Source organism: Sphaerisporangium rubeum (assembly GCF_014207705.1).
In the GTDB taxonomy this organism is placed as follows: Bacteria; Actinomycetota; Actinomycetes; order Streptosporangiales; family Streptosporangiaceae; genus Sphaerisporangium; species Sphaerisporangium rubeum.
This window is the reverse complement of sequence record NZ_JACHIU010000001.1, coordinates 3,101,543-3,124,366: the sequence shown is the minus strand read 5'-3', so window position 1 is coordinate 3,124,366 and position 22,824 is coordinate 3,101,543. Positions and strand designations below refer to the sequence as shown.

General features: G+C 71.7%; 22 protein-coding genes and 4 tRNA genes. 10 read left to right on the top strand and 16 right to left on the bottom strand.

The window, feature by feature from the left end:
• Positions 1–30 precede the first annotated feature (30 nt).
• Positions 31–102 (bottom strand) — tRNA-Val (locus tag BJ992_RS13405).
• A 492-nt stretch (positions 103–594) separates the two neighbouring features.
• On the opposite strand from BJ992_RS13405, the gene BJ992_RS13400 reads away from it, so the two are divergent.
• Positions 595–1,008, top strand: a complete 414-nt coding sequence (locus BJ992_RS13400) for an SsgA family sporulation/cell division regulator (RefSeq protein ID WP_184980883.1) — start codon at positions 595–597, stop codon at positions 1,006–1,008.
• On the opposite strand, the gene BJ992_RS13395 is transcribed toward BJ992_RS13400, so the two are convergent.
• Complete coding sequence (locus tag BJ992_RS13395; RefSeq protein ID WP_343072643.1) at positions 1,005–1,625, bottom strand: DUF305 domain-containing protein; 621 nt, start codon at positions 1,623–1,625, stop codon at positions 1,005–1,007. The genes BJ992_RS13400 and BJ992_RS13395 overlap by 4 nt on opposite strands.
• Positions 1,626–1,730: 105 nt before the next feature.
• On the opposite strand from BJ992_RS13395, the gene BJ992_RS13390 reads away from it, so the two are divergent.
• Positions 1,731–3,128 carry an LVIVD repeat-containing protein gene (locus BJ992_RS13390; protein ID WP_184980878.1) on the top strand — a complete coding sequence of 466 codons (1,398 nt, stop codon included), beginning with the start codon at positions 1,731–1,733 and terminating at the stop codon, positions 3,126–3,128.
• A gap of 36 nt (positions 3,129–3,164) precedes the next feature.
• Here the strand turns inward: BJ992_RS13390 and BJ992_RS13385 are convergent, their stop codons facing one another.
• From BJ992_RS13385 to hutH, 3 genes are read right to left on the bottom strand one after another with little or no spacing between them, the layout of a single operon-like run.
• Positions 3,165–3,995 (bottom strand): aminotransferase class IV, encoded by an 831-nt coding sequence (locus tag BJ992_RS13385; protein ID WP_184980876.1) that lies wholly within the window; start codon positions 3,993–3,995, stop codon positions 3,165–3,167.
• The gene (locus BJ992_RS13380; protein WP_343072642.1) at positions 3,996–5,021 is read right to left on the bottom strand and encodes a chorismate-binding protein; all 1,026 of its coding nucleotides are present in this window, start codon (positions 5,019–5,021) and stop codon (positions 3,996–3,998) included.
• A 47-nt stretch (positions 5,022–5,068) separates the two neighbouring features.
• A complete protein-coding gene (hutH, locus tag BJ992_RS13375) occupies positions 5,069–6,613 on the bottom strand; it encodes a histidine ammonia-lyase (RefSeq protein ID WP_184988003.1) in 1,545 nt (514 codons plus the stop codon).
• A gap of 179 nt (positions 6,614–6,792) precedes the next feature.
• Between hutH and BJ992_RS13370 the strand changes: the two genes are divergently transcribed.
• The 5 genes from BJ992_RS13370 (at position 6,793) to BJ992_RS13350 (ending at position 8,390) form a co-directional block, all read left to right on the top strand.
• Positions 6,793–6,865, top strand: a tRNA-Gly gene (locus BJ992_RS13370).
• Positions 6,866–6,897: 32 nt separating this feature from the next.
• Positions 6,898–6,968: transfer RNA gene (locus tag BJ992_RS13365), tRNA-Cys, on the top strand.
• Positions 6,969–6,995: 27 nt separating this feature from the next.
• Positions 6,996–7,070, top strand: a tRNA-Val gene (locus tag BJ992_RS13360).
• A gap of 196 nt (positions 7,071–7,266) precedes the next feature.
• On the top strand, positions 7,267–7,860 hold the full coding sequence (locus tag BJ992_RS13355) for a DUF6230 family protein (protein WP_184980874.1): 594 nt from the start codon (positions 7,267–7,269) through the stop codon (positions 7,858–7,860).
• 53 nt (positions 7,861–7,913) lie between these two features.
• Positions 7,914–8,390: a DUF6114 domain-containing protein gene (locus BJ992_RS13350; protein WP_184980872.1), complete on the top strand. Its 477-nt coding sequence runs from the start codon at positions 7,914–7,916 to the stop codon at positions 8,388–8,390.
• On the opposite strand, the gene BJ992_RS13345 is transcribed toward BJ992_RS13350, so the two are convergent.
• On the bottom strand, positions 8,337–9,785 hold the full coding sequence (locus BJ992_RS13345; RefSeq protein ID WP_184980870.1) for an ATP-binding protein: 1,449 nt from the start codon (positions 9,783–9,785) through the stop codon (positions 8,337–8,339). The two genes, BJ992_RS13350 and BJ992_RS13345, sit on opposite strands and share 54 nt — an antisense overlap.
• Positions 9,782–11,440: an NAD(P)/FAD-dependent oxidoreductase gene (locus BJ992_RS13340; protein WP_184980868.1), complete on the bottom strand. Its 1,659-nt coding sequence runs from the start codon at positions 11,438–11,440 to the stop codon at positions 9,782–9,784. The genes BJ992_RS13345 and BJ992_RS13340 overlap by 4 nt, the downstream gene beginning before the upstream one ends.
• Positions 11,441–11,586: 146 nt before the next feature.
• On the opposite strand from BJ992_RS13340, the gene BJ992_RS13335 reads away from it, so the two are divergent.
• On the top strand, positions 11,587–12,138 hold the full coding sequence (locus BJ992_RS13335; RefSeq protein WP_184980866.1) for a hypothetical protein: 552 nt from the start codon (positions 11,587–11,589) through the stop codon (positions 12,136–12,138).
• 119 nt (positions 12,139–12,257) lie between these two features.
• Complete coding sequence (locus tag BJ992_RS13330) at positions 12,258–13,106, top strand: SAM-dependent methyltransferase (protein WP_184980865.1); 849 nt, start codon at positions 12,258–12,260, stop codon at positions 13,104–13,106.
• 125 nt (positions 13,107–13,231) lie between these two features.
• Here BJ992_RS13330 and ptsP read toward each other — a convergent pair whose 3' ends face one another.
• The 9 genes from ptsP to BJ992_RS13285 form a co-directional block, all read right to left on the bottom strand.
• Entirely contained in the window at positions 13,232–14,875 is a 1,644-nt protein-coding gene (gene ptsP / locus BJ992_RS13325; protein WP_184980862.1) for a phosphoenolpyruvate--protein phosphotransferase, read from the bottom strand.
• A complete protein-coding gene (locus BJ992_RS13320) occupies positions 14,868–15,152 on the bottom strand; it encodes an HPr family phosphocarrier protein (RefSeq protein WP_184980860.1) in 285 nt (94 codons plus the stop codon). Before BJ992_RS13320 ends, ptsP begins: the two co-directional genes overlap by 8 nt.
• A 27-nt stretch (positions 15,153–15,179) precedes the next feature.
• Positions 15,180–16,220, bottom strand: a complete 1,041-nt coding sequence (locus BJ992_RS13315) for an alcohol dehydrogenase catalytic domain-containing protein (protein WP_184980858.1) — start codon at positions 16,218–16,220, stop codon at positions 15,180–15,182.
• Positions 16,217–16,675 (bottom strand): PTS mannitol transporter subunit IIA, encoded by a 459-nt coding sequence (locus tag BJ992_RS13310; protein WP_184980856.1) that lies wholly within the window; start codon positions 16,673–16,675, stop codon positions 16,217–16,219. Before BJ992_RS13310 ends, BJ992_RS13315 begins: the two co-directional genes overlap by 4 nt.
• The gene (locus BJ992_RS13305) at positions 16,668–16,979 is read right to left on the bottom strand and encodes a PTS lactose transporter subunit IIB (RefSeq protein ID WP_184980854.1); all 312 of its coding nucleotides are present in this window, start codon (positions 16,977–16,979) and stop codon (positions 16,668–16,670) included. Before BJ992_RS13305 ends, BJ992_RS13310 begins: the two co-directional genes overlap by 8 nt.
• A 6-nt stretch (positions 16,980–16,985) precedes the next feature.
• Entirely contained in the window at positions 16,986–18,143 is a 1,158-nt protein-coding gene (gene mtlA, locus BJ992_RS13300; RefSeq protein ID WP_184980852.1) for a mannitol-specific PTS transporter subunit IIC, read from the bottom strand.
• Positions 18,144–18,212: 69 nt separating this feature from the next.
• Positions 18,213–19,154, bottom strand: coding sequence for a 1-phosphofructokinase (gene pfkB / locus BJ992_RS13295; protein ID WP_184980850.1), 942 nt, complete (start codon positions 19,152–19,154; stop codon positions 18,213–18,215).
• On the bottom strand, positions 19,151–19,912 hold the full coding sequence (locus tag BJ992_RS13290) for a DeoR/GlpR family DNA-binding transcription regulator (RefSeq protein WP_184980849.1): 762 nt from the start codon (positions 19,910–19,912) through the stop codon (positions 19,151–19,153). The genes pfkB and BJ992_RS13290 overlap by 4 nt, the downstream gene beginning before the upstream one ends.
• A 558-nt stretch (positions 19,913–20,470) precedes the next feature.
• Positions 20,471–21,721 (bottom strand): N-acetylglucosamine kinase, encoded by a 1,251-nt coding sequence (locus tag BJ992_RS13285; RefSeq protein WP_221474794.1) that lies wholly within the window; start codon positions 21,719–21,721, stop codon positions 20,471–20,473.
• Between the two features lie 152 nt (positions 21,722–21,873).
• Here BJ992_RS13285 and BJ992_RS13280 point away from each other — a divergent pair, with 152 nt between their 5' ends.
• Positions 21,874–22,755, top strand: coding sequence for a hypothetical protein (locus tag BJ992_RS13280; RefSeq protein ID WP_246496628.1), 882 nt, complete (start codon positions 21,874–21,876; stop codon positions 22,753–22,755).
• Positions 22,756–22,824: the final 69 nt, after the last annotated feature.

Here is a 22,824-nt window from a genome sequence, read left to right as displayed (position 1 = left end):
CCACGATTCGGAAGCGGCCTGTGGGCTGGGTGGGCGATACTGGGATCGAACCAGTGACCTCTTCGGTGTGAACGAAGCGCTCTCCCGCTGAGCTAATCGCCCTTGATCGTCGGGGTCGCGGGTGGATCCGCCGACGGGGAAAACCATACCTCACTTCGGGGGGCGGTGGCGAAGTGACGGAGGGAAGTGATCTCGGGACGTGTGCGGCGAGGGGGTCGGGCCCGTGGGGGACGGCGGCGACACGAGGAAAGGTTGGCGGGAGTGCGGCATGGTAGGGGGGTGTTGGCATAGCATCGTCATGCCCCATACTCATCCGAATCGCACCACATATGATCTTTACCCACAGTCACCCGTAGATGCCCCGTAGGACGGCCGGATCGACGCGCAAAACACTTGCAAACACGCGTCCCTAAGCGATGTTTGACCAGGTAGCAGCAGAAATGTCGCGCTGTGAGATGCGTTACAGAAGGGCCCAGGAGCGGAATCTTTCCTGCAGGTCTCTTCGTTCCGCTGACACAGCTTTCGGACGAAGTCCTTCAGAGCACCACCATCCAAGCCCCGTCAGGGGACCCACCATGAAAGGTTTGGCTGACGATGAACGCCACCGTCTCTGCCGAGCTGGGCCTTCGACTCGTGGTCCCCGACCGTACGACCGTCCCCCTGCTCGCCGGGCTCAGCTATACCGCCGACGACCCGTACGCCATCAGGATGGCCTTCCATGTGGGGAACGACGAACCGGTCGAGTGGATCTTCGCACGTGAACTGCTGACCGTCGGCATCGTCCGGCGGGTCGGCGACGGGGACGTGCAGGTATGGCCCGCGCGCGCCGACGGCGAGCGCACGTTGAACATCAGCCTGACCTCTCCGTTCGGCCAGGCGCTGTTCGAGGTGCCGCTGGCGCCTCTCACCGAGTTCCTGCACCGCACCTACGAGCTGGTGTCGGCCGGCCGTGAGGCCGACTTCATGGATCTCGACGAGGAGCTGTCCAACATGCTGTGGAGCTCCTAGGACGGCGTCCCGTCCAGCAGCCTCCTCATCCGGACGATCTCCGCGCGCTGGCCGGAGACGACGTCCCCGGCCATCTTCAGCATGAGCTGATCGCCCCCGCCGGCCAGTTCCTCCCCCGCCATCCGCACCGCGCCTTCGTGATGCCTGATCATCAGGCGCAGCAGCAGCGTGTCGAACTCCTTGCCGCGCGCCGCGCGCAACCGGTTCATCTCGGCGAGGCTCGCCATCCCGTACGCCTGGTCCGGCTCGTGGCCGTGATCGGCCGGCACCTGCCGTCCCTGCGCCGTCAGCCAGCGTGACATCACCGCGATCTCGGGGCCCTGTCCCGACGTGATCCGTTCCGCCAGGGCCGTCACCGCGGGGGACGTGGTGCGGTCCGCGGCGAGCGCGGCCATCTCCAGGGCCTGCCGGTGGTGCGGGATCATCCGCTCGGCGAACATGACGTCGGCGGCCGACGTCACCGAGTCCGGCTCCCCGACCCGTTCCCCCGGCGTGGCGACCCGGCCTTCCCCGCCAGGCGCGCCTGGCACGACCACCGGCGCCTCGGTGCCGGCGACCGGTGCGGCGCCTGGCCGCGGAGCGGCGGCTGAGCAGGCGCCGAGCGCCGATGCCAGCACAACCGTTACCAAAAGCCGGGACGTGCTTCGCCGAAACGACATAGCTTCCATACTGGGGCAGTTTTCAAGATCGGACGAACAGGGGACGATGTGGGCCTGCGGCGTATGAGGGCCATCGCGGTGGCCGCGGCGGCGGTGTCATTGCTCGGCGCGTGCACCTCCGGCCCACCGGCTCCGCAGGGCCCGGCCGACTCGGTGGCGTCCAAGCCCCCCGGGGCCACGACCGCCGACGGCGTGCAGCACAGCCCGAACGCGCGGCTGGTGGCCAACGTGCCGCTGTCGGCGCCGTTCGACGGCGAGCAGGCCTGGGGCACCGACCTCGCGTTCCGCGGCGACCGCGCCTACGTCGGCAACTACGAGGGCTTCACCATCCACGACATCAGCGACCCCGCCAAGCCCAAGGTGATCACGCGGGTGGTGTGCCCCGGCGGCCAGAACGACATCTCGGTGTCGGGGAACCTCGTGTTCCTGTCGGTGGACGAGCCGCGCAGCGACGACACCTGCGAGAGCCTGCGCGGCGACTCGATCAAGGGCTGGGAGGGCATCCGGATCTTCGACGTGTCCGACCCGGCCAAGCCGCGGTACCTGAAGTCGATCGAGACCCAGTGCGGCTCCCACACCCACACGCTGGTCCCCGGCAAGGACCCGGCGAAGATCTACCTGTACGTGTCGTCGTTCGGCCCGGCCCCTGACACCGCCAAGTGCAAGCCGCCGCACGACTCGATCGCCATCGTCGAGGTCCCGGTGAACGACCCCGCGAAGGCGGCCGTGGTCGCGCAGCCGGTGCTGTTCCAGGACGGCGACGACGAGTCGCAGCCCGGCGCGACCAGCGGCTGCCACGACATCACGGTGTACCCGGAGAAGAACCTCGCGGCCGGCGCGTGCCTCGGCAACGGCATCTTGATGGACATCTCCGACCCGGTGAAGCCCAAGGTGCTCCAGCAGGTCACCGACGCGCAGAACTTCTCGATCTGGCACTCGGCGACGTTCAGCAACGACGCGAGCAGAGTGATCTTCAGCGACGAGCTCGGCGGCGGCATCGCCGCCACCTGCGACGCCAAGACCGGCCCCGACAAGGGGGCCGACGCGGTGTACGACATCGTCGACGGCCGGGAGCTGCGCCGCGTCGGCACGTACTTCAAGATCCCGCGCAACCAGACCGGCGCGGAGAACTGCGTGGCGCACAACGGGTCGCTGCTCCCGGTCCCCGGTAAGACGATCATGGTGCAGGCGTGGTACCAGGGTGGCGTGTCGGTCGTCGACTACACCGACCCCGCCGCGCCGAAGGAGATCGCGTACGTCGACCGCGGCCCCATCGGGTCCTCAGGCGAGCCTCAGCTCGGCGGCTCCTGGTCGGCGTACTACTACAACGGGTACATCTACTCCAGCGACATCACCAAGGGCCTGGACGTCATCGCGATCGACGACCCTCTCACCGACCCGGCCAAGAAGGTCACGGTCGAGGAGCTCAACGCGCAGACCCAGGTGTCGTACCCCGAGTGACCCCCCGGCCGGTCACCCCGCCGGGGGGGCCGGCCGTCACGGGTCGAGGTCGGCGGCGCTCCGCTCGGCGAACACCCGCATCGCCTTGGCGGTTACCGGGCCGGGTGCGGCCGGCAGGACGGTGTCGTCCACCAGGCGAATCGGCTGCACGTCGCGGGTCGTCGAGGTGAGGAACGCCTCGTCGGCGTCGTACAGCTCCTGCAGCGGCACGTCGGCCTCCTCGCCGCCGTGCCACTCCAGCACCAGCGCGCGGGTCACACCGGCCAGGCAGCCCGACGCGAGGGTCGGCGTGACGAGGTTGCCGTCCTTGACGATGAAGATGTTGCTGCCGGTGCCCTCGCAGAGGTTCCCCGCGAGGTTGCCGAAGATCGCCTCGTGGCCGCCGCGCTCCTTGGCGTACGCCAGGGCCTTGGCGTTGTCGCCGTAGGACGTGCTCTTGACCCCGGCGAGCGCGCCGCGCTCGTTGCGCGGCCACGGCACCACGGTGACGGCGGCGGCGTCGGGGAACGGCGCCTGCGCACCCACGATCACGATGGACGTGGTGCCCTGGTTGCCGCGGTCGGACCCGAGCGGGCCGCTGCCGCTGGTGTAGGTGACCCGGATGCGGCCGAGCGGCCACGGCGGCGCCGCGGCGAGGCAGCCGCGCACGCCGCCGGCGATGGCGGCGACGTCGGGGGCCGGCAGGCCGAGGCGCTCGGCGGAGAGCATCAGCCGGTCCAGATGGCGGGTCAGGGCGAACGCCTGGCCGTCGACGCACTTGATCGTCTCGAAGACGCCGTCCCCGACCATCAGGCCGTGGTCGAAGACCGAGACGGCGGCCTGCGCGGGGTCGATCAACTCGCCGTTGACCCACACCGGAACGTTCATCTAGCGGTTCTCCATTTCTTCCGGCCTCGGCCGGGAACGCGGTGACCGGCCGGAGGCGAGCGCGATGAGCCGGGAGGCCTTCAGCTCGGTCTCGCGCCACTCGCGCCCCGGGTCCGAGCCCCAGGTGATGCCTGCGCCGGTGCCGAAGCGGATGAGGTCGCGCTCGATCCAGAAGGTGCGGATGCCGACGGCCAGCGCGCCTTCGCGCCTGCCGGCGTCGACCCAGCCCACTGCCCCACAGTACGGCCCTCTTGGCTCTGGTTCGAGCTCATTGATGATTCGAACCGCCGACGACTTCGGCGCGCCGGTGATCGACCCCGGCGGGAAGGTCGCCGAGAACAGCTCCGGCCACCCCGTCCCCGCCGGGAGTACGGCACGCACGGTGGAGACCAGGTGCACCAGGCCGGGGTGCTCCTCGACGGCGCACAGCTCGGGGACGGTGACCGATCCCACATCGGCGACCCGGCCGAGGTCGTTGCGCACCAGGTCGACGATCATGACGTTCTCGGCGTAGTCCTTCTCCAGCAGGTCGGCGGCGGTCCTGCCGGTGCCCTTGATCGGCCCGGACTCCACGACGTCGCCTCGCCGCGACAGGTACAGCTCCGGTGAGGCGGACACGACCGACAGGCCCGGCACCTCGATCGTGGCGGCGTACGGCGCGGGGTTGCCGCGGGCCAGCCGGTGGGCCAGCACCAGCGGGTCGGCCTCGCCGGTGAGCCCGGCGGTGAGGATCCGGCACAGGTTGGCCTGGTAGACCTCTCCCTCGGCGATCAGCTCGCGCACGCGCCGCACCCCGGCCTCGTACGCGGTGCGGTCCAGGGAGGAGGCCCAGGTCAGGCCGGCCGGCCAGTGGCCGGTGCCCGGCGGGAGCGGCGCGGGACGCACGTCGTCGAACCTGGCACAGGTGACCTTTCCCTCGTAGGTCACCACGACGGCCCACCAGCCCTCGCCGTCGAGCGCCTCGAGGTCGGTGGTCACGTCACGCAGCCGCGTGGCCAACCGGCCGTTGACGTGGGCGAAATACACCCGTCCATTGTGGCGCGTCCTGGTTCGTCACCGGTGACGCGCCCCGGTCAGGCGAGAGGGCCGGTGACCGACTCGGCGGCGGTCACCGGGACGCCGGCGGCGACCAGGCGGGTGACCTCCTCGATCTCCGGGGACAGGTACCGGTCGGGGCCGGGGCCCTGGACCCGCAGGCGCAGCGCGCGCACCACGGCGGCGGTCGCGGGGGCCGGGGTCAGGGGGTGGCGCAGGTCCAGTGCGCGAGCGGCGGTGAGCAGTTCGACGGCGAGCACGCGGGTGAGGCCGTCGATCGAGCGGCGCAGCTTGCGTGCCGCCGACCAGCCCATGGAGACGTGGTCCTCCTGCATGGCCGAGCTCGGGATGGAGTCGACGCTGGCCGGGACGGCGAGGCGCTTCATCTCCGACACGACGGCCGCCTGGGTGTACTGCGCGATCATGTGGCCGGAGTCGACGCCGGGGTCGTCGGCGAGGAACGCCGGCAGGCCGTGGCTGCGGGACACGTCCAGCATGCGGTCGGTGCGGCGTTCGGCCATGGAGGCGACGTCGGCCGCGGCGATGGCGAGGAAGTCCAGGACGTACCCGACGGGTGCGCCGTGGAAGTTGCCGTTGGACTCCACGCGGCCGTCGCCGAGCACGACGGGGTTGTCGATCGCCGCGACCAGCTCGCGGGACGCGACGGCGGCGGCGTGGGCCACGGTGTCGCGGGCCGCGCCGGCCACCTGGGGTGCGCAGCGCAGGGAGTAGGCGTCCTGCACGCGGGTGCAGGTGTCGTCCCGGTGGGAGGCCATGATCGCCGAGTCGCGCAGGAGGGCCCGCAGGTTGGCCGCGGAGGCCGCCTGGCCGGGGTGGGGCCGCAGCGACTGGAGGTCGGCGGCGAACACCCGGTCGGTGCCGAGCAGCGCCTCCACGCTCATCGCGGCGGTGACGTCGGCGGTGCGCAGCAGGCGGGTCAGGTCGTCCAGCGCGAGGATCAGCATGCCGAGCATGCCGTCGGTGCCGTTGATCAGCGCGAGGCCCTCCTTGGCGGCGAGCTCCACCGGCTCGAGGCCCGCGTCCGTCAGCGCCTCGGCCGCCGGCACGGGCTCCCCGCCGCGCACCCGCACGGTGCCCTCCCCCATCAGGGCGAGCGCGACGTGGGACAGCGGCGCGAGGTCCCCCGAGCAGCCGAGGCTGCCGTACTCGCGCACCACCGGCGTGATCCCCGCGTCGAGCAGGCCGGCGAGCAGCAGCACCGTGGCGGGCCGCACCCCGGTGTGGCCGGTGGCGAGGGTGCGCAGGCGCAGGAGCATCATGGCCCTGATCACCTCGTCCTCCACCTCCGCGCCGGAGCCCGCGGCGTGCGAGCGCACCAGGGAACGCTGGAGTGCCGCGCGCAGCGACGGGTCGATGTGCCGGGTGGCGAGCGCGCCGAACCCGGTGGAGACGCCGTACGCCGGGACGGGGCCGCTCGCGAGCTCGTCGATCCGCGCGCGCGAGCGCGTGACCGCGGCGAGCGCCTCGTCGCTCAGCCGCACCGCCGCACCGTGCCTGGCCACCCCGACCACCTCGGCGAAGCCGAGCTTCTCCACCCCCACCTCGACGAACTCGCTGCCCATCCCGCCGCCACCCTCCCGCCTCAGCACCACTAGGTAACCAGTGACAAGCATGGTAGCCCCTTACCGGATCCGCTCCGGGACCCGGCCGGCCCTCCCGGGAAGCCGATTTGAGTTTGGGGACTTGGCCGGGATTCGCTAGAGTTCTCTGCGTGGGGCCGGGGAGTTCACCGGCCGATCACGCGGACGTGGCTCAGCTGGTAGAGCATCACCTTGCCAAGGTGAGGGTCGCGGGTTCGAATCCCGTCGTCCGCTCGGAGAGGTCTTGCCTGTTCGGGGCCTCGCCCGGTGGAGTGGCCGAGAGGCGAGGCAGCGGCCTGCAAAGCCGCGTACACGGGTTCAAATCCCGTCTCCACCTCAGACGTCCCACCCGGCGTTCACGCGCGGGCGATTAGCTCAGTGGGAGAGCGCTACCTTGACACGGTAGAGGTCACTGGTTCAATCCCAGTATCGCCCACCATCTCACCCCAGGTCCTCAGGGCCTGGGGTTTCTTGTCGTCCCCTCCCGGCGGTGGGAGATCACGGGCCTCTCGCCTCCAGCCGGACGTCTTGGTGATGTCCTGGCGAGCGCTGCGGTTTCGCGGCGCACCGGCAGGGAATTGATGATCTTCGCCGGGGTCGTGCGCCGGGGGACGCGCGGGGTGAACGGGGGCCGCATGCGGGTTGAGGGGCGAGTGCTCTGGAAGCGCTTCGCACTGGTCTTCGTGCCGGGGGCACTGGTGATGGCCCTGCTCCTCGACGGCATCATGCGCGGCGCCATCGGCGCGACGTTCGTCGTGGCCGACGGCACGATCAAGGCGTCGGCCAGAGAGGTACGGCAGGGGCCGTTCGCGTCGTACGGCGGCTACGTGGTGAACAGCGCGGGAGATCACATCCCCGTGCTGGTCAACCGGATCTCGCATCTGTCGGCGTGGGACTTCTGCCAGAGCTCCATCATGCACACCCCCATCGGCCCGGTGACGCTCAGGGTGACCGGCGGCCACGACAGTCCTGTGCGGGCCAGAGATCTCACCACCTACGAGATCATGCTCGCCGGGGACATCACGTACTTCAACCTGGAGGTCAACAGGGACGCCGCCACGCTGGACGCCGTGCCGAACTTCACCGGTCCGCCGGGGGACTTCGGCCAGCAGGGCACCTCCGGCGTCATCTTCAACTTCCGCGACATCAACTGGGCCGTCACCGCCAAGATGTTCAGCGTCCCGGACTCCCATCTCACCGTCCGCAGGAACGGGCCGGAATGTTTCTGACGCGGCTACGGCCCCCACCGACGAGGACACCTCCGACCCCGCGCGCGTTCCCGATGCGAATCCTGCGGACGGGCCGGCGGCATGTGCGTGCGTGGCGGCGCAGCAGGCCGTTCTGGGGTGCGGCGTGCACGGTGCTCGCGGGGGTGGAGCTGCTGAGCATCCCGTTCACCAGCCATGCGGTGTTCGTGGCCGCGCACTCGGCCGCTGCGGGGATCGTCTACGTGTTGTCGATCACGATGATCCTGCTCGGCCTGGTGATCCTGCTGCAGCCGGCGCAGCGGGTGTTCCTCGGCGTGACGGCCGTGCTGCTGTCGGCGGCCTCGGTGGTGTACGCCAACGTCGGCGGCTTCCTCGTCGGCGCGCTCCTCGGCCTGCTCGGCGGGGCCGCCACCGCCGCCTGGACGCCGGGGGCCGGCCGCCGGGCACCGGCCCCGCAGGCGGGGACGGGCCCGGCCGGGTACGGCGAGGCGCCGGGGTCAGCTCTCGGTGACGGGCAGCATCACGCGGAAGCGGGTGTCGCCGGGGACTGACTCCACACGGATGTCCCCGTGGTGCTTGTTCACGATGATCCGGTAGGAGATGTCGAGACCGAGCCCGGTGCCCTCGCCGACCGGCTTGGTGGTGAAGAACGGCTCGAAGATGCGGGGCCGCACCTCCGGCGGGATGCCGTGGCCGGTGTCGCCGATCTCCACGAACACGCAGCCGGCCTCGTGGCCGGTGCGCACGGTCAGCGTGCCGCCGTCCTCGCGCATGGCGCACAGCGCGTTGTCGATGAGGTTGGTCCACACCTGGTTGAGCTCGGCGGCGTACGCCGGGATGATCGGCACCGTGCGGTCGTACTCCTTGACGACCCGCACCCCCTGCGGGATCTTGGCCTGCATCATGGTGAGCGTGGCGCTCAGCAGGTCGTGCACGTCCACGGTCTGGTGCGGCGCGCGGTCGAGCTGTGAGTACTGCTTGGCCGCCGCCACCAGGGACGACACCCGGGTGACCGCGTCGTCGATCTCGATCATCAGCTGCTCGGTGTCGACGGTGTAGGTGAGCCACCGCACCGCCGCTTCGAGGTTCTCGCCGCCGACGGCGCCGGAGATGCGGTCCAGCCACTCGGCGTCCACGCCGCCGGCGACCAGGGTGGAGGCGATCTCCCAGCCGCCGGCGATGTCGTGGTCGTCCATCCAGTCCGACAGCGCGTCCTCGGCGTCGGCGGTCTCCAGGGGGGACAGCGGCGGCGCGCTCGCCGCGCGCTTGACGGCCTCCTCCTGCAGCTCCACCAGGCGCCGCAGCCGGGTGCCGTCCAGCCTGCCGTCGGCGATCATCGCGAGCTTGTGCCGCATGCCGGCGACCCGTTCGCGCAGCACCGCGGTGGCCCGCACGGCCGCCGCGGCGGGGTTGTTGAGCTCGTGGGTGAGGCCCGCCGACAGCGAGCCGAGCGCGAGCAGCCGTTCACGTTCGCCGACGATGGTCTGGGTGGCGCGCATGCCGAAGAACAGGCCTTCGAGCATGTGGGTGGCCATGGGGAACCACTCGCGCAGCGCGCCGCCGAGCACGTCGGCCGGCAGCACGAACATCTCCACCTCGGTCACCGCGTACGCGCTGGAGTTGTACACCTGGTCGATGCGTCCGGCGAGGTAGGCCTGCACGGCGCCGGTGTAGACGCCGCGCTGCTCGGTGCGGTTGAACTCGACCTCGTCACCGTGCACGAGCCTGCGCAGCGCGACGGTGCCGTGCAGGAGCACGTAGAAGCAGGTGGCGGGGTCGCCTTCGCGGCAGATGACCTCGCCGCCGGCGAACCGCTCCACCCGGCCCTGCTCGACGAACCTCTCGAGCTGCCGGTCGTCGAGCGACTCGAACAGGAACAGTGTGCGGAGTTCTTCGGCGGTGAGTCTGTCGCCGGTCACGGGGGTGCCGTCGGCGGGCTCGGTCATTGGGCCTCCAGGTAACGGTGGATCAGCGAGACCGCCATGGCACCCTCCCCCACCGCCGAGGCGACCCGCTTGACCGAGTATGCGCGCACGTCGCCGGCGGCGAAGACGCCGGGCATGCTGGACTCCAGGTGGTAGGGGTCGCGCGGCAGCGACCACCCGGCGGGACGGCTGCCGTCCACCACCAGGTCGGAGCCGGTGACGACGAAACCGTTGGCGTCGCGGACGACGGCCTTGTCGAGCCAGTCGGTGCGCGGCTGCGCGCCGATGAAGATGAACAGCCAGGAGGTGTTCACCTCGCGCGCCTGGCCCGAGCGGGGGTCGCACAGAGTGAGGGTCTCCAGGTGGTCGCCGCCTGAGGCGCCGACGACCTGGGTGTGGGGGTGGACCTCGATGGTGGGGATGGCCGCGATCTGGTCGACCAGGTAGCTCGACATGCTCCTGGTCAGGTCGGGGCCGCGGATCAGCATGTGGACGCGCCGCGCGTACCTGGAGAAGTACACCGCCGCCTGGCCCGCGGAGTTGGCGCCGCCGACGATGTAGATCTCCTCACCTGAGCAGCTCGGCGCCTCGGTGGCCGCCGAGCCGTAGAACACGCCGCGGCCGGTCAGCTCGGCGAGACCGGGGACCTCGAGCAGGCGGTAGGACACGCCGGTGGCCAGCACGACGGTGTGCGCGGCCACGGACGAGCCGTCGGAGAAGCGGATGAGACGGGTGGAGCCGCCGGCGTCGAGCGCGACGACCTCGCGGGTGGTGAGGATCTCGGCGCCGAACCGCAGCGCCTGCCGGCGCGCGCGGTCGGTGAGCTGGGCTCCCGACACGCCGTCGGGGAAGCCGAGGTAGTTCTCGATGCGGCTGCTCTGGCCCGCCTGGCCGCCGGTGGCGCGCTGCTCCACGAGCACGGTGCGCAGGCCCTCGGAGGCGCCGTACACCGCCGCGCCGAGCCCGGCGGGGCCGGCGCCGACCACCACCAGGTCGTAGAACTCCTCGGCGGGGGTGGTGGTGAGGCCCACGTGCGCGGCCAGGGTGCTCTCGCTGGGCTTGACCAGGCTGACCCCGTCAGGCGTGATGACGAGCGGCACGTCGTCGGGGCCGGCTCCGGCGGCCGACAGCAGGCGCATGCCCTCGGCGTCCTCGGTGGTGAGCCAGCGGTAGGGAACGAGGTTGCGCGCGAGGAAGTCGCGCACGGCGAACGACGGGGCCGACCAGCGGTGGCCGACCACCTTGGTGTCGGGGATGGACTGGTCAGGCGCGGCGAGCCACGCCTCCAGCAGCGCGTCGACCACCGGGTAGAGCTTCTCCTCCGGCGGGTTCCACGGCTTGAGCAGGTAGTGGTCCAGGTCGACGACGTTGATCGCGTCGATGGCGGCGTCGGTGTCGGCGTACGCGGTGAGCAGCACGCGGCGGGCACGGGGGAAGATGTCCATGGCGGACTCGAGGAACTGGATGCCGTTCATCTCGGGCATGCGGTAGTCCGCGAGCATCAGGGCGACCTGCTCGCCTCTGAGCTTGATCTCGCGCAGAGCGTCCAGGGCCGCGGGCCCGGAGTCGGCGCGGACCACACGGTACCGGTCACCGTAACGGCGGCGGACGTCTCTTGCCACGGACCGCGAGACGGCCGGGTCGTCGTCTACGGTCAGGATCGCGGGGTTCGCCATTCCTCAAATCTAAGCGCTTCCAGGTGGTCGGTGCTCCCCGGCCGGGCCGGGATGGTAATCCCCATTTCCGGAAATCGCGAGAATTCCGGGAATGACGGGCATAGGGCTGCTGTCTGCCGTGGGCCGACTGGGTAGAGTCGCAAGCGATGACCAGTCACACGATCACCGCGCAGTGGCAGGAGATCCCGGACGACGCCGACGACGTCGTCCTGGTCCAGGGCGGGTTCCGCAGCTTCCGGTGCGCGTGTGCGAAGCCGCTGCCCGACCGGGTGGCGGCCGAGTTGCACGCCATGGAGACCGGTCAGTGCTCGGCCTGCCTCGGCTCGGCCGACCAGGAGATCGTGCCGGGCTTCGTACGGCGCTGCGCGGCGTGCGCGGCGACCGGCAAACGCGACGTCCAGCTCGTCTGGGAGGTCGCGCAGAGCGAGGCCGAGCAGCTCATCACGAGCGCGCTGGTGCGCGACACGGTCGCGCGCTTCGAAGGACCGTTCCGGTTGTCGGAGGTCGCCGACCTGATCCGGCTGGAGCTCGGCCTGCCGGTCGGCAGGCTGCCGGTGGGGCCGAGGGTCCGCGACCTGCTGCGGGCCATGGAGGCCGGCGGGGAGCTCGTCATGCTCTCGGCGCCGGACGAGCTGCTGCGCGGCACGTCGGTGGTGCTGTACCGCGATCCGCAGTGGCAGCGGATCACCGACGCCTGAGTGGCCGCACCGGTTGACGCCGTCCGAAACCTCTGACGGCGCAATTATCTACCAAGTCCGGAAATACCCGTTTTCACGGGTGTCGAGAGCTACGCTGGGCTTCTGCACGATCTCAGAGCATGACGGCAAGAAGGGGTAACCTCCTGGTGTCCGAAAGTACGCCGACCTCCGGCCCGCAACAGCCCACCAAGATCGATCCGACGGTGGCGCACTCCGCGCGGGTCTGGAACCACTGGTTAGGCGGCAAGGACAACTTCGCCGCCGACCGGCAGGTCGGCGACCAGATCCTCAAGGTGATGCCGGCCCTGGTGGACTCGGCACGCGCCGACCGCGCGTTCCTCGGCCGCGCCGTGCGCCACCTGACCGCCGAGGCCGGGCTGCGCCAGTTCCTCGACATCGGCACCGGCCTCCCCACCGCGTCCAACACCCACGAGGTCGCGCAGTCCGTCGCCCCCGAGTGCCGCGTGGTGTACGTCGACAACGACCCCATCGTCCTCACCCACGCGCGCGCACTGCTTGTCGGCACCCCCGAAGGGGCCACCGACTACATCGAGGCCGACATCCGCGACACCACCACGGTGCTCGACCGGGCCCGCGAGACCCTGGACTTCACCGAGCCGGTCGCGCTCATGCTGCTCGGCGTGCTCAACTTCATCCCCGACGACGCCGAGGCCGCCGCGATCATCCGCCGCCTCCTCGACGCGGTGCCGTCCGGCAGCCATCTCGCCGTGGCCCACCCCACGGCCGAGGTCCACGCCGAGGCCATGCACGAGGCCGTCCGCCAGTGGAACGCCGCCGGCTCGGCCCCGATGGTGCTGCGCTCCCCCACACAGATCTCCCGCTGGTTCGACGGCCTGGACCTGCTCGAACCCGGTGTCGTTTCCTGCTCGCAGTGGCGCGCGGAACCCGACGACTTCGACGCGCAGGAACAGGTCTCCCAGTTCTGCGCCGTCGGCCGCAAACCGTGACCGCGGCCGTCCCCCGCACCTGACCGGCGGCCCGCCGTCCCGCGCTGTGACGGATCGCGGGACGGCGGGCCGGCCCGCCGGACCCCCGCGCCGGCCGGCCCGGCCACGGCCGTACGCGGACGGGGTCAGCGGGTGCTCGTGGTGACCGCCTCGCGCGCGGCGGACGGGCCCGCGGCGGCCAGTGCGGCGGCGGCCCGCTCCTGGCAGGAGCCGAGGGTGCGCTCGCTCAGGGACGCGCGCACCGCCGGCACGGCGGGGGCCGACATGGACAGGCTCGTCATGCCGAGACCCACGAGGACGGGAGCGAGCAGCGGGTCGGCGGCGGCCTCACCGCAGACACCCACCGGTTTGCCGGCCGCGCGGCCCGCGTCGCCGCACAGCTTGACGAGGTGCAGCAGCGCGGGTTGCCAGGGGTCGAGCAGGTCGGCGAGGTCGCCGTGCTGGCGGTCGGCGGCGAAGGTGTACTGGCCGAGGTCGTTGGTGCCGATGCTGAGGAAGTCCACCTCGCGCAGGACGCGCTCGGCGTGCAGGGCCGCGGCCGGCACCTCGATCATGACGCCGACCGTGGGGAGACCGTGCGCGCGTGCCTTGGCGGCGAAGCCGGCGGCCTCGGCGACCGTGCTCACCATGGGGGCCATGACCCACGTGTCGGCCTCGCAGGCACGGTGGGCCTCGGCGATGGCGCGCAACTGTGTGTCCAGCACGCCGGGGTCACGGCGCGCGGTACGCAGGCCGCGCACGCCGAGCGCGGGGTTCTCCTCGTCCGGCAGGCCGAGGAACGGCAGCGGTTTGTCCGACCCGGCGTCCAGGGTGCGGACGACCACCCGGCGGCCCGGCAGCGCGCGAAGGACGACGGTGTAGGCCGCCACCTGCTCCTCGAACGTGGGTGCGCCGGCGCGGTCCAGGAACAGGAACTCGGTGCGGAACAGGCCGACCCCCTCGGCGTCCGGCCGCAGGTCCCTGGCCGAGCCGATGTTGAGCAGCAGCGGCACCGCGTGGCCGTCGGCCGTGACACCGGGGCCGGTGCCCGCGGCGACGCGTTCCCTCTCCCGTCCGGCCTCCTCGCCGATCCTGGCGGCCTCGTCCTCGGCGATGCCGATCAGCAGTTCGCCGGCGCCGCCGTCCACGGCCACCCACGTGCCGTCCTCGACCCCCGCCGCGTCACGGCAGGCCACCACGGCGGGAAGGCCGAGTGCGCGGGCCAGGATGGCGGTGTGGCTGGTCGGGCCGCCGCGCTCGGTGACGAGCGCCAGCACGACCGCGGTGTCCAGGGTGGCGGTGTCGGCCGGAGCGAGGTCGTCGGCGACCAGGACGTACGGGTGACCGGGGTCCGGCACCCCCGGCATCGGCAGGCCGAGCACGGCGGCGACGGCGCGGTTGCGTATGTCGTCCAGGTCGCCGGCGCGGTCGGCGAAGTAACCACCGGCCGCCAGCAGCGCCTCCCGGTGCCGTGCGCAGCCCGCGTCGATGGCGTGGGCCGCGCCGAGCCCGGCCGCCACCCCCTCCTCGACCGACTCCAGCAGCATGGGGTCGGCGGCGATCATGCTCTGCGCCTCCAGGATGGCGCGGGCCTCGGCGTCGGCGGCCTTGGCGGCGTGCCGCTCCAGGTGCTCGGCCACCGCCTCCAGCGCCTCGGCCGCGGCCTTCACCTCGGCCGCCGCGTCCGTCACCGGCGCGCGTCCGGGCAGCTCAGGGGGACGCGCCATCCGGTACGCCGGGCCGGCCGCTCGTCCGGGGCTCACCCCGAGGCCGCGCGCCGGTTCACGCATCGGCGGGCTCCTCGGCGTCCAGGTCCCGCGACAGCAGGCCGGCGAGGGCCGTCAGCGCCTCCTCGGCGCCGTCACCCTCGGCCTCCAGGGTGACCTCGGTGCCGTGGGTGGCGCCGAGGGCCAGCACGGCGAGCATGCTCTTGGCGGGAGCGGGCTTGCGGCCCGGCACGCTGATCGTCACCGGGACGGGCTGGCGGGCCGCGGCCTGCACGAACAACTTGGCGGGACGCGCGTGCAGGCCGCTGCTCGACGCGATGACGACGGTTCTCTGTGGCATGGGGACGTCTCCTCCGTCAGGCGGGGTTCAGGGCTCCACGGTGACCTTGATGGCGACCCCGCGTGCCACGGTGTCGATGCCGTCCAGCACCTCGGTGAGCGGGATCCGGTGGGTGATGAGGTCGGCGACCGGCACCGCGCCTGAGGCGATCAGGCCGAGGGCCTCGGCGTTGTGGCGGGGGCTCGAACCGTTGGCGCCGACGATGGTCAGCTCGCGGTAGTGCACGAGGTTGGAGTCCAGCCGGATGAACGGGTTGTCCTTCGGCAGTCCGCCGAAGAAGCTGATGCGGCCCTGGCGGGCCGTCATCTGCACTGCCTGCTCCTGAGCGGCGCCGGACGCCGCGGCGGTGATCACGACGTCGGCGCCGCGGCCCCCGGTCAGCTTCAGCACCTCGTCCACCACGTCGACGCCGGGACCGCCGATGGTCGCGTCCGGCCGTACCAGCTCGGCGGCCATGGCGAGCCGTTCGGGGTTGAGGTCGGCGAGCACCACCCGTCCGGCGCCGCGGGAGCGGGCCAGCCGCACGTGCAGGCAGCCGATCGGTCCCGCGCCGAGGACGACGACGTCGTCCCCCTCGCCGACCCTGGCGAGCTCCTGGCCGTTCAGCACGCACGCCAGCGGCTCGGCCACCGACGCCTCCGCGAAGCCGACGCCGTCGGGGACGCGGTTGAGCCCGTCCACGGCCAGCACCTTGGCGGGGACCACCATGTACTCGGCGAAGCCGCCGTCGTAGTGGTACCCCATGGACTCCTGGTCGGGGCACACCGTGAGCCGGCCGCGCAGGCACTCCTCGCACCGGCCGCACGGGATGGCGGCGATCACCTGGACGCGGTCCCCCGGCGTCCAGCCCGTCACCTCCGCGCCGGTCTCGACGATCTCGCCGGCGATCTCGTGGCCCATGACCCGCGGCGGCCTGATGTGGTGGTGGCCGTGCTTGAAGATCTTGACGTCGGTGCCGCAGGTGGAGCAGTTGCGTACCCGGATCTTGACGTCACCGGGCCCCGGTGCGGGCTCCGGCGCGTCCTCCACCCTGATGTCACCGGGAGCGTGGAAGCGTGCGACCTTCACTCGGAGGTCTCCTCTCTGACGGGCTGCAGAAGCCGGATGACGTGGCCGGGGTCGGACGCCTCACGCAGCGCCTCGGCCCGGCCGGGGTCCATGAGGATCTCGGCGAGCTCGGCGAGCAGCTCGACGTGGCCGTCGCCTTTGGCGGCGATGCCGATGCACACCACGACCTGCTCGCCGTCCCAGTCGACGCCGCGCGGGAAGCGCACCACGCTGATCGCGTCGTGGTGGACGGCGTCCTTGCCGGCGAGGGTGCCGTGCGGGATCGCCACCCCCTCGCCGACGTACGTCGAGATGCTGCGTTCCCGCTCGACCATGGTGTCGATGTAGGCCGGGTCGATGGCACCGGCCTCCAGAAGGGCCAGCCCGGCCTGCCGGATCGCGTCCTCACGCGATCCGGCGTCGGCGTCGAGGCGGATGGCCCGCGGGTCGAGCGGCAGCGGCGCCGTCTCAGGCATCGACCGTGCCGCCGCTCTTGATGGTGGCGACCAGCTTGTTGACCGCGGGGTCGCCGATGAACAACTGGAAGGGGATCAGGACGGTGCCGGGGGCGACGCTCTTGGCGGCGCGCTGGGCGAGCCCGGCGTGGCACACCACCACGTCGGCGTCGGCCGGGATGGAGTTGACCGGGGTGTGCTTGACCTCGATCGACCGGCCCGACAGGGCCTTGCGCAGCGTGCCGGCCAGCATCACGCTGCTGCCCATCCCCGCGTCGCAGGCGACCACGATCGTCTTGATGTCCTTGCTGTCTATGCTGGGCATTGGTGATCAGACCTCTCTGTCCGCGCGCTGGACCCTTTCGTCGGTGGTCGTGGTGGCGGTGTCCTCGGGGAGTCCGGCCGCGTCACCGGCCGGCACCTCCTCGAGCGCCTGGTCGCCGTTGGCGCGGCCGAAGCCGAGCAGCGCCGAGGCGACCACGAAGCTCACGGCGGCGGCGATGAGGATTCCGGCGATCACGCCGAACCAGCCCCCCTTCGGGGTGACCGCGAGGTAGGCGAAGATGCTGCCGGGTGCGGGGGTCGCGACGAGGCCGGCACCGGTCACCATGAAGACCAGCACGCCGGAGGCGCCGCCGGCGATCACCGCGAGGATGAGCCGCGGCTTCATCAGGACGTACGGGAAGTAGATCTCGTGGATGCCGCCGAGGAACTGGATGACGATCGCGGCGGGAGCGCTCGGACGCAGGAGCTTCGGGCCGAAGAACATGTAGGCGAGCAGCAGGCCGAGACCGGGGCCGGGGTTGGACTCCAGCATGAACAGGATCGACTTGCCCTCGCGTACGGCCTCGGCGACGCCGAGCGGGCCGAGCACGCCGTGGTTGATGGCGTTGTTGAGGAACAGCACCTTGGCGGGTTCGATGAGCACCGACGCGACCGGCAGCAGGCTGTGGTCGACGAGCCACGAGACCGCGTTGCCGGCGACGTCGGTGACGGCGCTCACCACCGGGCCGATCACCAGCAGGCCCACCAGCGCCATCGCGCCGCCGACGATGCCGGCGGTGAAGTTGTCCACCAGCATCTCGAAGCCGGCCTTGGTCCGCTTGCCGGTGAAGCCGTCCACCAGCTTCAGCAGGAACGCGGTGAGCGGGCCGATGATCATCGCGCCGAGGAACATCGGGACCTCCGCCCCGACGATCACACCCATGGTGGCGACCGCGCCGACCACGGCGCCACGCTGGCCGTGGACCATGCGGCCGCCGGTGTAGCCGATCAGGATCGGCAGGAGGCTGGAGATGATCGGGCCGACCAGCTTGGCGAACGTCTCGTTGGGGAGCCAGCCGGTGGGGATGAACAGCGCGGTGATCAGACCCCAGGCGATGAACGCGCCGATGTTCGGCATGATCATGCCGGCCAGGTAGCCGCCGAATCTCTGGATCGATGCCTTGACGCCGGTGCCGGTGACCGTCGGGGTATAGGTGTCGGCCATTTCTTGTGTTGCTCCTTCCGGGGCGACCGGTACAGGACCGGCCACAAAGGGGGGTGGAACGCGCCGTTGTCAGTCCCCGGACGTCAACGGCTGGGTGGGGTCGGGTTCGAGGATCCGCACGCCTTCGCGGCGGATGTCGGCGGGGCCGGGCATCCGGCTGCCGGGCAGGCACACGGCGGCGGAGGCCCAGGCCAGGGCTTCCGCCAGGGCCGCCTCGCCGTGAGCGCCTCCGGCGAGGAAGCCGGCGAGCATGGCGTCCCCCGCGCCGACGGTGCTGCGCGGCTCAGGCACCGGGCACCGGCCGTACCAGGTGCGGCCGTCCTCCACGAGGATCGCGCCGTCGGGGCCGAGGCTCGCGAGGACGGCGGACGCGCCGAGCGCACGGAGCTTGCCGGCCGCGTCCAGAGCCTCACCGAGGGTGCGCGGAGACGACCCCGTGGCCTCGGCGAGCTCCTCACGATTGGGCTTGACCAGCGCGGGAGCCGCGGTCAGCGCGGCCAGGAGCGCGGGACCGCTGGTGTCGACCGCGACGTTGAGGCCGGCCGCGGCGAACCGGGTGGTCAGCCTGGCGTACATGTCGACGGGGACCCCGGGTGGCAGGCTGCCGGAGGCGACCACCCAGTCGGCGGAGTGCGCGGCGGCCACCAGCGCCTCGGCCACCGCGTCCACCTCGGCGGCCGACAGGGCCGTACCCGGCTCGTTGATCTTGGTAATGGTGCCGTCCGGCTCGGCCAGCGCGACGTTGGAACGGGTCAGGCCGGACACCGGGACGGAGATCACGTCGATCCCCTCCACCGCCAGCAGGCCGAGCAGCCGATGTCCCTCCGCGCCGCCGAACGGCACGACGGCCCGTGACACGACGTCGTTGGCCAGCAGGGCACGGCACACGTTGACGCCTTTGCCACCCGGGTCGAGGCGGGCCGTGCTCGCGCGGATCACGCTGCCGCGGGTCAGGGAGCCGATCTCGATGGTGCGGTCCAGGCTCGGGTTGAGGGTCAGGGTGAGGATCACGCGCGCACCACCTCGGGGCCGGCGGAGGCGACCTCGGACGCCACCGCCGGGTCGACGCCGCTGTCGGTGATCACGACGTCGATCTCGGACAACGCGGCGAAACGGGACAGGTAGGTGTCACCGAACTTGGTGTGGTCGACCAGCAGGACGCTGCGGTTGGCGGCGTCGATCATGGCACGCTTGATGGCGGCCTCCGCCGGGTCGGGAGTGGTGAGCCCGCGGGCCGCCGAGCAGCCGTTGGCCGCCATGAAGGCGACATCCACGTTCAACCGGGACAGCGGCCGCAACCCCCAGTCGTCCACGGTGGCGAGTGTGCGGCCGCGCACCCGTCCGCCGAGCATGATCACACTGAGGTTGGCCCGCGTGGCGAGCACCGTGGCCAGCGGCGGCGAGTTCACGATCACCGTCAGCTCCCGGTCGGCCGGCAGTATCTGCACCAGCCGCCCCGTCGTGGACCCCGCGTCGATGATGATCGACCCGTCCTCCGGAAGCTCCGCCAGCGCCGCCTTCGCGATCCGCTCCTTCTCCGCCGTCATCACCTCGTCCCTCGCCGCGAGCGCCGGCTCGAACCCCAGCCGCTCCACCGGGATCGCCCCCCCATGCACCCGCCGCAACACACCCGCACGCTCAAGAACCGTCAGATCCCGACGAATCGTCTCCGTCGTCACCGAGAACTCCCCAGCCAGCGTCATCACATCGACCCGCCCGATCGCCCGCGCCTGCCGCAGAATCTCCTGCTGCCGCTCCTCGGCGTACATCGTGTTGATTCACCACCGTTTCCATTTGGTTTCGCCTTTGTTTATACCCGCGTACTCGCCGCCGTCAACCCTCACTCCCACACAAACCCCTCCACCTCCACACAAACCCACGCCCCTTTCCCACACGCCGAACACCACCCCACCTCCCGACCCCGAAATCACTGAGGTGGTCGCCGGAACGGAGACGATCGGTAGGGATCACTTCGGTACCGTCGCCGGGATGGAGGCGACCGGTAAGGATCGCTTCGGGACCGTCGCCGGCATGGAAGCGATCGGTAAGGATCGCTTCGGAACCGTCGCCGGCATGGAGACGATCGGTAAGGATCGCTTCGGGACCGTCGCCGGCATGGAGACGATCGGTAAGGATCGCTTCGGAACCGTCGCCGGGATGGAGGCGACCGGTAGGGATCGCTTCGAGACCTCGGTTCGGCCGGCTCCCATACCGGCCGGGCACCGGCATCCCCGCCTCGTGCAGGGCTGTTCTGTCCGGCGCCGGCGCGGCGGGACGTGGTGCGGTGAAGCCGGCGCCGTGGTGCGGCGATCAGCCGGGGCTCGTGGTCAGAGAGCGATGAGGCGGCGGTGGGCCGCGGTGATCTCGGGTTCGGAAAGGGAGGTGGCGCGGAGTGCCAGGGCGGCGGCGCCGGCGGCGGCCTGGCGCGAGACGAGCAGGGGACGGCCGGGGAGGGCCGCGCGGACGATGCCGGCCACAAGGGTGGGGTTGGTGAGGAGAGAGCCGGCGAGGACCACCGGGAGGGAAGGGTCGGGGGTCACCGCCTCCAGGGTATGGAGGAGGCACCGTGCGGCGTCGTCGAGGATGGCAAGGGCGACCTGGTCGCCTTCGCGGGCGGCGGCCTCCACGACCGGGCTGAGCAGGCCCAGGCGAGCGGGTTCACCGTCGTATACGGCGGCCACGATGGCCTGCGCCAGGGCCTCGCCTTCGAGTGCGCACTCCCCTGCCGAGGCGTCTGCCGCAAGACCACCCGAGGACGCCGATCGAGGAACACCTGAGAACACCGGTGCGGGAACATCCGAAGACGCCGGTGCAGGAGCATCCGAGGACGCCGGCGCAGGAACGTCGGACGGAGACCGGCCCGTTGGAGCATCGGCGGAGAACGGTGTCTCAGGAGCGGCGGCCGCGGACGCCGGCGGTTCCGGGACATCCGGTCGGGAGAACAGGGTCGGCAGGACGCGGCTGGTGAGGACCGTGGGAGCGCCGCGGCCGTCCAGGGCCGCGAGGGCGGACTGGACGGCGCGGCGGCCGATCCAGACCCCGGACCCCTCGTCCCCGAGGAGCCACCCATAGCCGTCGCCTCTGCGGACGATCTCGCGGTTCTCGATGCGGGCGGCCACGGCCCCGGTGCCGGCGACGAGGACGGCGCCGGAGGGCCCGGTGGTGGCCCCCGTGAAGGCCACCAGAACGTCGGGGACGACCACAGGATCACCTTGGAGACCGGCGGCACGCCAGGCCCAGCCGGAAAGCTCGCGAGCGACCCGCCGCCCCGCCTCACTGGCGCCTGCCAGCCCGAACACCCCGGCAGCGCTCAGTCCGCCCCCGTCCGGACCAGCCGGATCGGACGCCTCGGCACCAGGCCCGTCGAGACCACCGGAGGTGCCCGGGACGACCCCGGCGGCGACGAGCGCGCCGGTCAGTGCCCGGAGAAGGTTCGCACCGGGTGCGCGGGCCGAACGTGGATTGGCGCCGGCGGCGTGACCACGGCCGAGGACATCACCGGCGAGCGTGGCGACCACACAGCGGGTGCTCGTGCCACCGCCGTCCACTCCGATCACCAGCCGTACCGGCGAGCCCATGCTCCTCCTCGGACGGTCATCTTCGCGGAAGTATAGTCCGCTGGAGATTTTCGCCACCAGACCGGTGTCCAGGTAGCGACACACGACCGCACACGCCGACCAGGTGTGGGAGGCTGCCTCCGGGATCATGGGACGAGAGAAACGGAAGTGTCATGGAAGCCGACGGCGTGCCGGACACACCACCCGAGTTCGCCCCCAGCCCCTCCCCCGCAAGCACGCCGAAACCCCGGCCCCGCACCATGTCGAGTCCTTCACCCCGGATCCCCGGCACCCCCTCCACGAGCGCACCGGACACCCCCCGGCCCGACATCTCGAATACCGACCTCCACGGCGTCACAGACATCGCCTCCCACGACATGCCGGACCCCGCTCCTCCCGCCGTGTCCGGCGGCGCATCTCACGACGTGACAGGCACGACCCCCGCGCACATGGCCGACACCACGGCTCAGCGCGGCGGATATCGCGTGGCCCGTTGGATCACCGACGTGTTCGCTCCCCAGGTGCTGGTCATCGGCATGCCGCCGGTTGTCGGGCTGCTGTCGGACGGCTGGCGGGGAGCGGCGTGGGGTCTGGTCGCCTCGGCGCTGTGCGGCGGAGTCCCCGCCGCGGTGATCGCCGCCGGGGTGCGCTCCGGCCGCCTGGACTCCCACCACATCGTGGACCGCTCCCTGCGCACCCGCCCCCTGCTGGTGGCCGTGGCCGCCGTCCTCGCGGCCCTGGCACTGCTGTCCGTCCTCGGCGCCCCCACCCTGCTGCTCGCCACCGTAGGCGCCATGCTCGCCGGCCTCGCCGTGACCGTCCCCGTGACCCTGTGGTGGAAGATCTCCTTCCACGCCGCCGTCACCGCCGGCACCGTGGTCGTCTTCTCCCACGTCCTCCCCCCGACCCCCACCCTCGCAGCCGGCACCCTCATCACCGCCGCGGTCTGCTGGTCCAGAATCCGCGTCACCCACCACACCCTCCCCCAGGTCCTCGCAGGCGTAGCCGCCGGCGCCACCCCCGCCTGGCTCGTCCTCACCCTCGCCGGCACCTGACCCCGCCGCGAAGCCACCCCATCGGGGCTTCCCGGCGCAGCCTTGGTGGGCCCATCCCCTCGGCGCCGA

Excerpts from the sequence above, each read along its gene's own strand:
- BJ992_RS13280 (WP_246496628.1), top strand. The coding sequence starts at position 21,874 with ATGGAAGCCGACGGCGTGCCGGACACACCACCCGAGTTCGCCCCCAGC.
- BJ992_RS13320 (WP_184980860.1), bottom strand. The coding sequence starts at position 15,152 with ATGCCACAGAGAACCGTCGTCATCGCGTCGAGCAGCGGCCTGCACGCG.
- BJ992_RS13355 (WP_184980874.1), top strand. The coding sequence starts at position 7,267 with ATGCGGGTTGAGGGGCGAGTGCTCTGGAAGCGCTTCGCACTGGTCTTC.
- BJ992_RS13305 (WP_184980854.1), bottom strand. The coding sequence starts at position 16,979 with ATGCCCAGCATAGACAGCAAGGACATCAAGACGATCGTGGTCGCCTGC.
- ptsP (WP_184980862.1), bottom strand. The coding sequence starts at position 14,875 with ATGCGTGAACCGGCGCGCGGCCTCGGGGTGAGCCCCGGACGAGCGGCC.
- mtlA (WP_184980852.1), bottom strand. The coding sequence starts at position 18,143 with ATGGCCGACACCTATACCCCGACGGTCACCGGCACCGGCGTCAAGGCA.
- BJ992_RS13350 (WP_184980872.1), top strand. The coding sequence starts at position 7,914 with ATGCGAATCCTGCGGACGGGCCGGCGGCATGTGCGTGCGTGGCGGCGC.
- BJ992_RS13335 (WP_184980866.1), top strand. The coding sequence starts at position 11,587 with ATGACCAGTCACACGATCACCGCGCAGTGGCAGGAGATCCCGGACGAC.
- BJ992_RS13340 (WP_184980868.1), bottom strand. The coding sequence starts at position 11,440 with ATGGCGAACCCCGCGATCCTGACCGTAGACGACGACCCGGCCGTCTCG.
- BJ992_RS13345 (WP_184980870.1), bottom strand. The coding sequence starts at position 9,785 with ATGACCGAGCCCGCCGACGGCACCCCCGTGACCGGCGACAGACTCACC.
- hutH (WP_184988003.1), bottom strand. The coding sequence starts at position 6,613 with ATGGGCAGCGAGTTCGTCGAGGTGGGGGTGGAGAAGCTCGGCTTCGCC.
- BJ992_RS13285 (WP_221474794.1), bottom strand. The coding sequence starts at position 21,721 with ATGGGCTCGCCGGTACGGCTGGTGATCGGAGTGGACGGCGGTGGCACG.
- BJ992_RS13385 (WP_184980876.1), bottom strand. The coding sequence starts at position 3,995 with ATGAACGTTCCGGTGTGGGTCAACGGCGAGTTGATCGACCCCGCGCAG.
- BJ992_RS13330 (WP_184980865.1), top strand. The coding sequence starts at position 12,258 with ATGACGGCAAGAAGGGGTAACCTCCTGGTGTCCGAAAGTACGCCGACC.
- BJ992_RS13390 (WP_184980878.1), top strand. The coding sequence starts at position 1,731 with ATGAGGGCCATCGCGGTGGCCGCGGCGGCGGTGTCATTGCTCGGCGCG.
- BJ992_RS13290 (WP_184980849.1), bottom strand. The coding sequence starts at position 19,912 with ATGTACGCCGAGGAGCGGCAGCAGGAGATTCTGCGGCAGGCGCGGGCG.
- BJ992_RS13400 (WP_184980883.1), top strand. The coding sequence starts at position 595 with ATGAACGCCACCGTCTCTGCCGAGCTGGGCCTTCGACTCGTGGTCCCC.
- BJ992_RS13310 (WP_184980856.1), bottom strand. The coding sequence starts at position 16,675 with ATGCCTGAGACGGCGCCGCTGCCGCTCGACCCGCGGGCCATCCGCCTC.